Consider the following 11,868-nt stretch of genomic DNA (forward strand, 5'->3'; position numbering starts at 1 on the left):
GCTCCAAGTGGCGTATCTATGCGCACACATGGTCCCTCGTTAGTTTTTGTCAGAGACTGTCTGTCTCCTCCGTCGCGCGGTGGCGTTCCTGCTATGAATATAACACGAAGCCGTGCCGCTGAAACCCAAACTGAACTCGCCCCATTCGTCAGTTCGGTCAAGCGCTTCGTCGAACTCTGAAACGCGATAGTTTTCCCATAGCGTCATCATTAGCGCGGAGTTGATGCTCATCTGCGCATTCCTGTAGTCGTCATTGTTGGGGTCGCCCGTGGTGAGATACCAAGCGATGGTTGAGAGAAATCCGGCAAGTTCGGGGAAGCCCAAGAAGCGCGCCCAATCGATCTCCACATTCGCGCGCACTTCGGGGAGTGCGTCCGTGTAGTTGGAGCGGGGTGAAATTTCGAGCCTGCCGACGCGGGTCTGGTTGAAGAAAATTGCGAAGCATCGCCCGTACGTGGGACCGTCGGAGTGATCAACGCCCAGACTGACGTAACCCTCCGGCAAGTCTTGCAGGCGAAAGCGGCTGGCGACGAACTCATCTGCCAGCCATCGGTTTACGACGTTCGCGAACTCCATGAAGTCAGCAAAGAAGAGCCGGTCGTCATCGCGAACCATTGACGGGAAATCGCCTCCGGCGGCTTTTGGCGGATCGTGCTTCGGGACGATGGGATCGCTGCGCCAGAGCGCGGCGGCTGCCTTCTTCTTTAGCCTAGGGCCTCGGTGGGATTTGCTCGCCACCGACCGCCATAGCGAAAGCGTGGCAATAGCGTTTATCACCACAATAATGGTCAAGACCTCGTAGCTCATTGTGCCCCCGGAACGTGCCCTCGTGACGGATGTTATCACACGAAAAGAACAGCGTTTGTGGGCCTCGCCAGCGTAGTTCGATAATGCTTCCAAGTGGTCACAAAGGGCGGTACGAACAGACGCGCAGCTACGCTGATTTGTGCTGATATTTCAATGTGAAGGCCGTGCATCGGTCGCCTCGTTCCGGGCGCGCCACTAACCATCGTCAGCAATCAGCGTCCCTCCGCGCGCCATTGGATACAATGGCAGCTCGAAGCGACCTGCGCGGCCATCCGCATACGAGCGGTCCGACGTTGAAGCGACGCAACGGCCACGTAAAAGTCCCCCAGAATACCTCAATGTGCCCTTTGGGCGGCATGGGCACCATGATCGCTCAGCCTCCCACCCCTCAAAAAAAGCGACAGGTGCAAGCCACGCGATTGCGGATAGAAACAACAAAACCCTCGGCAGTTTCCCACCGAGGGCCTTGGAGGTCAGGTCGTTAGACCGAACTTACCAGTTGCGCTGAGCGCGGAGGAGCAAGCTGACCGTGCTCTGATCCTTCAGCTCGTACGTGGCAGCCGGCTTGGCCACCGCTGACGCAATGGCTCCCGTCGTGATCGTACCAGCGTACTTCTGGTCGAGCATGGTGTAAGCCACGTCCGCCGAGAAGGTCAAATTCTTCACCGGGGTCCAGCGGGTGATCAAGCCGACCGTACCGATGTTGAAGTTGGGGTTGCAAGTAGTCACGCCCGCGGTCGCTGCGCCGAAGCTGGCGATAGCACCGCAAATGGCAGCCGCACCAGAGGCGCCGTACGTCAGCTGAGCGTACGAACCGTAGATTGCGGTGTTCCAGTAAGGATCCCAGTTGTGGGTGTAGGCGCCGCGCATACCCCAGCTCGTAACCGTGTTGATGCCGGTTCCGTTGGCGAACACGCCATCAGCCGCGACGGCAAGGCCAACGCTCTGATAGGCACCAGCCAGGTTGGTACCGCCGAACATTGCATAGTTCTGCGCAGCCAAGCTCTGGAAGTTGTAGCGGGTCGCACCATCGGTGTAGACCGCCTGGACGTTGATCACGTCGCCCGCACCAGTCGGAATGTTCTTGATGGACAACGCCGCCTGAACGGCCCAGCCCCACTTGTCGCCAGGATGGCCCGCCGCTTCCGATCCGATGAGCGCACCCGCCCCGGTGAAATATGCGACGTGGTTGTTATGCGCCGCTGCGGACAACTGGAACAGACCCCAAGCCTGGTCAATACGGACCATACCCTGGATGTCAGGAGCCCGCGTGCCGCCGAAGGCGTTGAGGCCATAAGCACCGTTACCGAAGTTCGCGGCCGTAAAGGCGGCAGCGGCGGTGGTGTTGTACAGGTTGCTCTGGTAGTAGGCCGTCGGGTCCACCGCCGAAATCGCGGCAGTGATGCCCTGACCGAAGTCGGCAGTATAGGTGAACTGGTTCACACCAGTGACCGTGCCGCCGCCGCCGGTCAGACCGTCGAAGTTGTTACCGGGATAGTTGGTCCAGGGAGCGTCGAACTGGGCAACAGCTTTACCCATCGTGAAGCCCGCGAACTGGATGAAAGCGTAGTATACACCGAGCGTACCGCCAGCGATTGCGCCCGCGTTGGCATTGTTGGGGGCGCCAACGCCCGTGCCACCGAGCTGCGAGTAAACCGTGCCGCCGGTGCCGCTGCCCGTGTAGTTATCCGTTGTCCACGAGAACACCACGTCGGCGAAGGTACGAACCACGCCGTATTCGGTCGCGGTGCGCGTGTCGACGTTGAAGTCTTCACGGGCACGAGTGACGTAGTAGTTCGTCAGACGGTTCGCAGAACCGTTAACGCTGCTGAAGTTACCGTTGAAATCGGTAGCGTTGATCGCGACTTCAGCACGCAGATAACCACCCAGCTTGATGCAGGTGTCAGTGCCGGGGATGTAGTAGAAACCCGCACCGTAGAGCGAGCAGATCCTCACGTATTCGACCGCCTTGGCCTTTACGGGAAGATCAGCCGCTTGTGCCCCGCCGACGGCGAGCAGTGCCGCCGCAGAACCGAGCAAAAGGCCCTTGAACTTCATGTTAACCCTCCAAGTTGAAGCCCCGTACAATTCCTCGTACAAAGCCGTTGAACTACCCGCGAAAAAAACGTTGGAAATCAACGCATCCTCGTAGTGAAGGTGGACTTAAGCGAACCACCTAAAACGGGACGACCTCGGGATGCCCCCCTCCGTCGCTCAGTCACAATTACCGAACGTCTTTGCACACACAACAAGAGAACGCTCCGTAGCGAGCCCATGACGTTTGTTTTCCGAAGGGTGTTGCACAAATAACACGCAGATGTGATCGAAGCGCTCTCGCAACATATTGTTTTTGCTTATTTTTCTAGGACGGTTCCGTTTGCCGTCAAAATTCCCCACCTGAGGCGTTGTGGACGGAACTCCGGCCTGAACAGGCTTTGACGCGCACGAATCGTGGAATCAGAAGGAGACTCAAGGAGAAGGCACACAGGTCTTCCCGCGACTCTCCACCAGGCGCAGACATGGTCGCGCAACGCTCAAGGCGCGCTGCGAAGGCTCTTTATCGATGGTGGGGATGATTGAGACCGGAGCGGACAGCTCGGCTGGCGGAGACGGAGGGATTCGAACCCTCGATAGGCCTTTACAAGCCTATAACGGTTTAGCAAACCGCCGCCTTCAGCCACTCGGCCACGTCTCCAATATGCCGGGTATGCCCGACACGGCGGCGAGCCGCAAGCGGCAGAATCAAGGTCTGTGCGTTCTTTCACCTGAAAGCGACCGCCGGACGACCGCGAAAGCCTGGCGCATGGATCAGCGCGGCACGCGCAGCCGATTCGCGCTCTCTATATATGTGTGCATCCATCCACGGGATTGCCGGATCCGCCGCTGCCAGGGCGCATTCAGCACCACCTCGCCGGCTCAGATATTGAACCAGACGCCGGAGCTGCGCCGGGACGGCAGGCCCAAGACCTCTATATCCCCGGCAAGAGGCCCGTCTTGTGCGGCCGTCCGGGTTCCAGAGCGGAATCGTCGGGCGGCGGCTCGGTCATGCCGCGCGGGTCGATGCGGCGACTCGACGAAGGAACTTGATTGAGCGCAATCGGGCTGCCCGTGAAGACAAGGGTGTGGATGCGATTCTCGGATCAGTGAGCCGAGACCCACGCCCTCGCCTCGCGCTGCGCGGCCGAGATCTCGGCGTCCGACATCTGCCCGGCGACTTCCTGGCGCAGCGCCACGGCGTCCTTGCGGCCCTTCAGCGCGGCGAGGTTGAACCATTTATGTGCGGCGACGAGGTCGACGAGGCCGGAGCGGCCGCTCGCCCAATAGATCCCGCGCTCGAACAACACGTCCGACAGCGCGCTCGCGTCGATCGGCGTCGCCGTCTCCAGATCGAAAGTACCCTGAAACATAACGCATCCCCTTTTTTTCTGCCGCCTCGTTCCCCCGAGCGCGGCTCCCGTCCAAAGACCTGTTCAACTCATCCCCATGCCGTTTGCCGGCTTGTTGGAGGCGATGATGGCGGGCAAATTTGAATGGCAGTTTAAGTATCGCGATGAAGCAGACGTAAACGCACCCGCACGGGGCGCGCGCGACAAATGCAAGAAGTCCCCGCTTTGCAGGCACTTCTGCGATTCGTTAGATTCGGTTTACCCTGGGATTTTGGGAGAACGATAACCATCGCGCGCGGTGACGCGCGCCCTGCGGTTACAATTCATGGGAGGGGCGCGTTGTGGGAGGGGCGCGCTGGCAAGGCCACACGGGCGCCTCGCGCGGCGGCGCCACCCCGTGGCCGGCAGGCCGCGCAGCGCGAAGCGCGCGACTTTAGGAATCGGAGCGCCGGCCTCGCATTGCGCCTGCGCGGCGAACGTCGCGGCAAACGACAGTTCGCCCCAGCCCTCGCCTGCCCCAAGGCAGCGCGGCCACGTCACGGTCAGATCAGCAATGTGGGAAAAGGGAATGCCGGCAATACCCCGGCCTCAAGAGAACGAGGGCGTCGGCGAACACGTCAGGACCAGATTCCACGTTGGCCCGAAGGCCGCTTGTGAAATTGCGGAGCCCTTGAGAAGGAGAACCGCACCGAACGAAGAAAACTTGTTTCTTCTGCCGGACCGTACTTTGGCGAGCGAACCCGCGAAAGAGAACGATCCGACCGTTGGCCTGATGTCTCGCCGACACCCTCTATCGCCGACCAGAACCTGTTAGAAGGCGCTGATGACGTGCCGGCTCTCTAGGAGCCGGCAACTTCAGAAGCGAAGTTACTTCTTCTTCGCGACCTTGCGGGTCTTCTTCGCAGTCTTCTTCACTGCGCTCTTCGCCTTCTTCGCCTTCTTCGCCTTCTTCGCTTTCTTGGCCATGTTGCCCTCCGATGTGTGAGATGGCTGTAATCGCTGCATGCAGTCGGGGATCGAATGCACACTCATCCCGAATACACCAACACGACGAAAAAAACAGCTTCTCGCTTAAAGAAGTGTTGACGGCACAACGCGCCTGCGCTTGGCGAGCGCGATGCGGGCGCACTGCATGACGCGTGCTTGCGATCGCGGGGAGTGCCCGCATCGTCGATGTTTGCGCGAGATGCGATTGCAGAAAAACACTACATGGCAAGTATTTTTCTGCACGCGCGCATTGCGCATGCGCGATGCGATGATGTGCATCGTCGATCCCGCGATCGCCGCGCAAGGGCGCTTCGCGGACTCTGAGTCGCGAGTTTTGGCAACGAAAATATTTTCATGCTTAACGGCGCAAGCGCTCGTCAGCGCGTGTCGAAGCCGCCGTTTTGCACGAATCGCGTGGCGGCGATTCGGCCGCCGCATCGCCGTCGGTCGGGATGGAGTTTGCCGCCGAGGGTGCGCGCGAGCGTCGCAGCGCGAACCGGAAACGAGGTGACGAAGCGTATCCGTCACCTCGTTCGAACGTGTGACGTCAGATGCCGAGCTTCGACTTCAAGAGGTCGTTGACGCTCTGCGGGTTGGCCTTGCCGCCGGACGCCTTCATCACCTGGCCGACGAACCAGCCGAGCGACTGCGGCTTGTCCTTGACCTGCGCGGCCTTGTCGGGATTGGCCGCGATGATGTCGTCGACCACCTTCTCGATCGCCGAGAGGTCGGTGACCTGCTTCATGCCGCGGCTTTCGACCAGCGCGCGCGGATCGCCGCCCTCCTGCCAGACGATCTCGAACAGATCCTTGGCGATCTTGCCGGAGATCGTGCCCTCGCCGATCAGGTCGATGATCGCAGCCAACTGCTCGGCGTTGACGGGAGAGGCCGCAATATCCCGGCCTTCCTTGTTGAGACGGCCGAACAGCTCGTTGATCACCCAGTTCGCCGCCATCTTGCCGTCGCGGGCGCGGTTGCCGAGCGTGTCCAGCACCGTCTCGTAGAACACCGCGCTCTCGCGCTCGGCGACCAGCACGCTCGCATCGTAAGCCGACAGGCCGAAATCAGCGACGAAGCGCGCCTTCTTCTGGTCCGGCAGCTCCGGCAGCTCTGTCTTCAGCTCGTCGACGAAGCTTTGCGAGAATTCGAGCGGCAGCAGGTCGGGATCGGGGAAGTAGCGGTAGTCATGCGCCTCTTCCTTGGACCGCATCGATCGCGTCTCGCCCTTGTTGGGGTCGTAGAGCCGCGTTTCCTGGTTGATCTCCCCGCCGTCCTCGAGGATCTCGATCTGGCGCCGCGCCTCGTACTCGATCGCCTGGCCGATGAAGGTGATCGAGTTCATGTTCTTGATCTCGCAGCGGGTGCCGAGCGGTGCGCCCGGCTTGCGCACGGAGACGTTGACGTCGGCGCGCAAGGATCCCTTCTCCATGTCGCCGTCGCAGGTGCCGAGATAGCGCAGGATCGAGCGCAGCTTGGTCACATAGGCCTTGGCCTGCTCGGCATCGCGGATGTCGGGCTTGGAGACGATCTCCATCAGCGCCACGCCGCAACGATTGAGATCGACATGGGACATGGCCGGCGACTGATCGTGCAGCAACTTGCCGGCGTCCTGCTCAAGATGCAGGCGCTCGATGCCGATGGTCGCGGTCTTGCCGCCATCCAGTTCGACCACGACCTCACCTTCGCCGACGATCGGCGACTTGTACTGGCTGATCTGGTAGCCCTGCGGCGAGTCCGGATAGAAATAGTTCTTACGGTCGAACACCGAACGCAGATTGATCTGCGCGTTCAGCCCGAGCCCGGTCCGGACAGCCTGTCTGACGCATTCCTCGTTGATGACGGGCAGCATGCCTGGCATCGCGGCATCGACCAGCGACACGTGGCTGTTCGGCTCGCCGCCGAACGTGGTCGAGGCGCCCGAGAACAGTTTCGAGTTCGAGGTCACCTGGGCATGGATCTCCATGCCGATGACCATCTCCCAGTCACCGGTGGCGCCCTTGAGAAGCTTGTGCGTGGCCGTGCTCATGTCCTGCTCCCGAGCAGCGTGGCAGCGATCCGCTCCCACTCCGCCTCCAATGAATCCTTTGCCGCGGGTTGGCCGGCCTGGCGATACCAGTAGCCGGCATTGCCGAGATCGCCTTCGACCCGATGCAGATAGGCGTGCACCCAGGCGGCGTCGCGGCTGTTCTCGTCCTGAACGATCTTGTGCGCCTGATCCCAGTCGCCCTTCGCGGCCCACCAGAGGCCGGCGAGCGGCGCGTTCAGATCCGGCGCGGGCGCCGCGCCGTCGAGGCTCGCGATGAACGCGGCGACATTCACCACCACCTCGCGGGCGTGAAGCGGCCGGCGGCCTGCTCGATCACCTCGCCGAGCGAGAACAGCGTCTCCTCGTCGAACGGGCGGCCGATCAGCTGCAGGCCGAGCGGCAGGCCTTGCGCATCCTTGCCGGCGGGCACGGCGATGCCCGGCAGGCCCGCCATGTTCACGGTCACCGTGAAGATGTCGTTGAGATACATCTCGACGGGGTCGGCCCCGCCCTTCTCGCCGATGCCGAAGGCCGCCGACGGCGTCGCCGCCGTCAGGATCGCGTCGACGCCCTTGGCGAAGCAGTCCTCGAAATCCTTCTTGATCAGTGTCCGCACCTTCTGCGCACGCAGATAATAGGCGTCGTAATAGCCGGCCGAGAGCACATAGGTGCCGATCATGACGCGGCGCTTCACCTCCGCGCCAAAACCCTCGGCGCGGCTGTTCTCGTAGAGCTCGATGATGTTCTTGCCCTGCTCGCGCAGTCCGTAGCGGACGCCGTCATAGCGCGCGAGGTTGGAGGACGCCTCCGCCGGCGCCACGATGTAATAGGCCGGCAGCGCGTATTTGGTGTGCGGCAGCGACACCTCGACGAGCTCGGCGCCGGCCGCCTTCAGCCAGGCCGCACCCTCGCTCCAGAGCTTCTCGATCTCGGCCGGCATGCCGTCGAGGCGATATTCCTTGGGGATGCCGATCCTGATGCCCTTCACGGACTTGCCGATCGCGGCCTCATAGTCCGGCACGGCAATGTCGACCGACGTCGTGTCCTTCGGATCGTGCCCGGCCATCGAGCGAAGCAGCATCGCGCTATCGCGCACGCTGCGCGCTATCGGACCGGCCTGGTCGAGCGAGGAGGCGAAGGCGACGATGCCCCAGCGCGAGCAGCGGCCGTAGGTCGGCTTGATGCCGACCGTCGCGGTGAACGCCGCCGGCTGTCGGATCGAGCCGCCGGTGTCGGTCGCGGTCGCCCCCATGCACAGCAACGCCGCCACGGCCGAGGCCGAGCCGCCGGACGAGCCGCCCGGCACCAGCGTCGTGTTGCTTCCCTCCCGCCGCCAGGGATTGCCGACGGGACCGAAGCACGAGGTCTCGTTGGCCGAACCCATCGCGAACTCGTCATTGTTGAGCTTGCCGAGCATCACCGCACCATCGCGCCAGAGCTGCGAGGTCACGGTGGACTCATAGGTCGGCACGAAATTGCCGAGGATCTTCGAGCACGCCGTCGTGCGCACGCCCTTGGTAGCGAACAGATCCTTGATGCCGAGCGGGATGCCGGCGAGCGGGCCGCCCTCATCCCTGGCGATCTTCTCGTCCACGGCCTTCGCCATGTCGCGCGCGCGTTCGGGCGTCTCCATCACGAAGGCATTGAGCACGCGTGCGGCTTCGATCGCGTTCAGATGCGCGTCGGTCAGCTCGAGGGACGTGAAAGTCTTGGCCGCGAGACCCTTGCGGGCCTCGGCGAGCGTCAGCGATGTCAAATCGGTCATTTATTGATCGGGCTGCAGAAGAACGGAGACAGGGTTTTGTCGTTGGCCGGGTCGTCTTTTTTCTTGGCGGCGGCGTTCGCGGCGGCCTCGATCTCGTCGAGCACGGCATTGACGGCGACGTTGGGATCGGCAGCCTTGCCCTGCCGCTCCATCTTGTCGAGATAGTTCATGTAGGCCTGATAGGCCTTCTCATCGTCGCAAAGCATGCACATCGGACTTGGTCCTAAGGCTCTTTAGTTTGACGCGTTTTCTTTACGCGAACCGGCTTCCACTTCGCTCGAAAACGCTACGTCACTCGACCACCTTGGGCACAAGAAAGAAGTGACCTTCGGTCGCGGGCGCGTTGGCAACGATATCGTCGGCGATCTCGCCGTCATTGACCACGTCCTGCCGCTTCTTCATCTGCATCGGGGTGACCGAGGTCATCGGCTCCACGCCCTCGACGTTGACCTCCGAGAGCTGCTCGACAAAGGCGAGCATGGCGTTGAGCTCGCCCTGCAGATGCGGAACCTCGCCCTCGGAAACCGCAATGCGCGCCAGATGCGCGATGCGGCGGACGGTAGCGTCGTCGACGGACATTATATAAGGCCTCTCACGGCAAAATCTAACTGCCGTATAGCAGAGGCCGGTTTTGCGCCGCAACCGGCGGCGCGACCTTAGCCAGCCAGTCCCTTCATGCGGACCAGGGCCGATTTGGCGAAATCCCGGGTCAATTCGGCTGCGGGGACCTCACGGCCCAGGGCCACGGCCTGGCCGGCCCAGAGATTGGTGAAATCCACCCTGCCCTGCTTTTCGGCAGCTGCCTTGAGCGGCCCCAGCGCGGTCGCGGCATGGGGAAACGGCGGCGCCTCGGGCGAGATCGGGCCGGCTTCGCGCATCAGGCGGTTCTGGACGCCGCGCGCCGGACGCCCGGTCATGACATTGGTGATGACGGTGGAATCGTCCCGCGCTTCAGCGAGCGCCTTGCGCCCGCCCGCGCTGACCTTGGATTCCGGGCAGCGCAGATAGGCGCTGCCGATCTGCACGCCGGATGCGCCGAGCGCAAAGGCTGCAGCGATGCCGCGCCCATCGGCGATACCGCCGGCCGCGATGACAGGCACCTTCACGGCGTCGGCGACCTGCGGCACCAGCGCAAAGGTGCCGGGCTGCTCGGAAATCTTGTCGGTCAGGAACATGCCGCGATGGCCGCCGGCCTCGGCGCCTTGCGCAATCACGGCATCGACGCCGCGCTCTTCCAGCCAGACTGCTTCCTTCACCGTCGTGGCGGACGAGATGACGAGGCAGCCGGCAGCCTTGACGCGCTTGAGCAGCGCCTGCTCCGGCAGGCCGAAATGAAAGCTGACGATCTCCGGCTTCAGCTCCTCGACGACCTCGCAGAACGCGGCGTCGAACGGCGCACGGTTCGCGGCGTTGATGGGCGCTGCGGGATCGAGGCCGTGCTCGGTGTAATAGCCCGTGAGCCGCTGCTTCCAGCGCGCTTCGGCTTCGGCCGTGAGGTCAACCGGCGTGTGGCAGAAGAAGTTCATGTTCACCGGCGCCTTCACGCGCTGGCGAATGATGTTGACCTGCTCGCGCGCCTTCTCCGGCGACAGCATCGCGCTCGGCAGCGAGCCGAGCCCGCCGCCCTCTGCCACGGCGATCACCAGTTCGGCATCCATCACGCCGGCCATCGGCGCCAGCACGATCGGGAATTCGGTCTTGAAGAGATCGATCAGTCGACGGTCAGGCCACATAATTCTTGCCTCATGTTCGCTCTTCCCTCTCCCCTTGTGCGAGAGGGTGGATCGCCGCGCAGCGGCGAGACGGGTGAGGGGTTTGCATCCGCGGAGACAGCCCCCTCATCCGGCGCGGATTGCATCCGCGCCACCTTCTCCCACAAGGGGAGAAGGAAAAGAAGAAACCGAGTTGCGCCGGCCGGCGAGCAATTGCTCCGCTTCAATCGCAATCCGCTCCACGATCTCGGCCGCCGGTGGAATATCATGAATCAATCCGACCGCCTCGCCCGCGATCAAGGCCGCGACATCGAAATTGCCGGCTGCTTTCGCGGCCGCATAGTCCGCCGCGACTGCGGCAACATTCTGCATCAGCTCGACCTCGCGGCCGATCCAGCGCCTGGCGTGGTCGTTGATGAGGCACCTTCCCGTGAACGGCGCCGGCCAGACATTGTTGCGCGAGAGATCGAAGATGATGCCGCGCACGGTCGTGCCGCTGTTCGCTGCGCAGATACGCCGCTTGGCCTCCTCCGCGCCATCAGCCTCCTGGCTCGCATAGAAGCGCGTGCCGAGCAGCACGCCGCTCGCGCCCAGCATCATCATGGCGGCGAGACCGCGCCCGTCGGCGATGCCGCCGGCCGCAACGACAGGCACGTGGCCCGCGGCAAGATCGACGATTGCAGGCACGAGATCGACGGTGGTGCGGGAGGCGCCGTGACCACCCGCCTCCGTGCCCTGCGCGATCAGGATGTCGGCGCCGGCATCGAGCGCCTGCCGCGCCATGGCTTCATCCTGCACCTGGCAGATCAGGCGTGCACCTGCGGACTTGATCTTCGGCGCGAACGGCGCGGGATCGCCAAACGACAACATGATCGCAGACGGTTTTGCGGCAAGAGCGACATCGAGAAGCTCGGGCCGCTTGGCGAGGCTCCAGGTGATGAAGCCGATCCCGAATGGCGCCGACAACCCCGCGAGCTTCGCAGTCTCCTGCTCCAGCCACACCTTCTCGCCATAGCCGCCGCCCAGAATGCCGAAACCGCCGGCACGGCTCACGGCCGTCACAAGCCGGCTGCCGGCAACGATGTCCATCGGCGCCAGCAGGATGGGATGCTCAATCTCCAGCAGCCTGGTCAGCGACGTCTCAATGGGCATAGCCCCTCCCTGTTCTGGACAGGGAGACTAGGC

10 protein-coding genes and 1 tRNA gene are annotated in these 11,868 nt (G+C 62.9%); all 11 read right to left on the reverse strand.

The features are described from left to right. Positions 1-39: 39 nt before the first annotated feature. Complete coding sequence (locus AB7245_RS26030) at positions 40-807, reverse strand: hypothetical protein (protein ID WP_439035066.1); 768 nt, start codon at positions 805-807, stop codon at positions 40-42. Positions 808-1,299: 492 nt separating this feature from the next. Continuing rightward, positions 1,300-2,865: a porin gene (locus AB7245_RS26035; protein ID WP_439035067.1), complete on the reverse strand. Its 1,566-nt coding sequence runs from the start codon at positions 2,863-2,865 to the stop codon at positions 1,300-1,302. Positions 2,866-3,408: 543 nt separating this feature from the next. After that, positions 3,409-3,502, reverse strand: a tRNA-Ser gene (locus AB7245_RS26040). A gap of 445 nt (positions 3,503-3,947) precedes the next feature. Continuing rightward, positions 3,948-4,214, reverse strand: coding sequence for a hypothetical protein (locus AB7245_RS26045; RefSeq protein WP_014494734.1), 267 nt, complete (start codon positions 4,212-4,214; stop codon positions 3,948-3,950). Positions 4,215-5,727: 1,513 nt separating this feature from the next. Further along, on the reverse strand, positions 5,728-7,206 hold the full coding sequence (gene gatB / locus AB7245_RS26050; protein WP_085398478.1) for an Asp-tRNA(Asn)/Glu-tRNA(Gln) amidotransferase subunit GatB: 1,479 nt from the start codon (positions 7,204-7,206) through the stop codon (positions 5,728-5,730). Further along, complete coding sequence (locus tag AB7245_RS26055; RefSeq protein ID WP_094183808.1) at positions 7,203-7,505, reverse strand: hypothetical protein; 303 nt, start codon at positions 7,503-7,505, stop codon at positions 7,203-7,205. Before AB7245_RS26055 ends, gatB begins: the two co-directional genes overlap by 4 nt. Beyond that, a complete protein-coding gene (gene gatA / locus AB7245_RS26060; protein WP_439035068.1) occupies positions 7,496-8,971 on the reverse strand; it encodes an Asp-tRNA(Asn)/Glu-tRNA(Gln) amidotransferase subunit GatA in 1,476 nt (491 codons plus the stop codon). Before gatA ends, AB7245_RS26055 begins: the two co-directional genes overlap by 10 nt. Next, a complete protein-coding gene (locus AB7245_RS26065; protein ID WP_014494728.1) occupies positions 8,968-9,183 on the reverse strand; it encodes a hypothetical protein in 216 nt (71 codons plus the stop codon). The genes gatA and AB7245_RS26065 overlap by 4 nt, the downstream gene beginning before the upstream one ends. Positions 9,184-9,262: 79 nt before the next feature. Next, complete coding sequence (gatC, locus tag AB7245_RS26070; RefSeq protein WP_063982824.1) at positions 9,263-9,550, reverse strand: Asp-tRNA(Asn)/Glu-tRNA(Gln) amidotransferase subunit GatC; 288 nt, start codon at positions 9,548-9,550, stop codon at positions 9,263-9,265. Positions 9,551-9,627: 77 nt separating this feature from the next. Next, positions 9,628-10,704 (reverse strand): NAD(P)H-dependent flavin oxidoreductase, encoded by a 1,077-nt coding sequence (locus tag AB7245_RS26075; protein ID WP_085398480.1) that lies wholly within the window; start codon positions 10,702-10,704, stop codon positions 9,628-9,630. Positions 10,705-10,809: 105 nt separating this feature from the next. Beyond that, positions 10,810-11,835: an NAD(P)H-dependent flavin oxidoreductase gene (locus AB7245_RS26080; RefSeq protein WP_085398481.1), complete on the reverse strand. Its 1,026-nt coding sequence runs from the start codon at positions 11,833-11,835 to the stop codon at positions 10,810-10,812. Positions 11,836-11,868: the final 33 nt, after the last annotated feature.

The organism is Bradyrhizobium sp. 604_D8_N2_3 (assembly GCF_051810765.1).
Taxonomy (GTDB): Bacteria; Pseudomonadota; Alphaproteobacteria; order Rhizobiales; family Xanthobacteraceae; genus Bradyrhizobium; species Bradyrhizobium barranii.

What these genes read in the sequence shown, in the direction of transcription:
- gatB (WP_085398478.1), bottom strand. Translation starts at nt 7,206, where the DNA reads ATGAGCACGGCCACGCACAAGCTTCTCAAGGGCGCCACCGGTGACTGG.
- AB7245_RS26035 (WP_439035067.1), bottom strand. Translation starts at nt 2,865, where the DNA reads ATGAAGTTCAAGGGCCTTTTGCTCGGTTCTGCGGCGGCACTGCTCGCC.
- AB7245_RS26075 (WP_085398480.1), bottom strand. Translation starts at nt 10,704, where the DNA reads ATGTGGCCTGACCGTCGACTGATCGATCTCTTCAAGACCGAATTCCCG.
- gatA (WP_439035068.1), bottom strand. Translation starts at nt 8,971, where the DNA reads ATGACCGATTTGACATCGCTGACGCTCGCCGAGGCCCGCAAGGGTCTC.
- AB7245_RS26065 (WP_014494728.1), bottom strand. Translation starts at nt 9,183, where the DNA reads ATGTGCATGCTTTGCGACGATGAGAAGGCCTATCAGGCCTACATGAAC.
- AB7245_RS26045 (WP_014494734.1), bottom strand. Translation starts at nt 4,214, where the DNA reads ATGTTTCAGGGTACTTTCGATCTGGAGACGGCGACGCCGATCGACGCG.
- AB7245_RS26030 (WP_439035066.1), bottom strand. Translation starts at nt 807, where the DNA reads ATGAGCTACGAGGTCTTGACCATTATTGTGGTGATAAACGCTATTGCC.
- AB7245_RS26080 (WP_085398481.1), bottom strand. Translation starts at nt 11,835, where the DNA reads ATGCCCATTGAGACGTCGCTGACCAGGCTGCTGGAGATTGAGCATCCC.
- gatC (WP_063982824.1), bottom strand. Translation starts at nt 9,550, where the DNA reads ATGTCCGTCGACGACGCTACCGTCCGCCGCATCGCGCATCTGGCGCGC.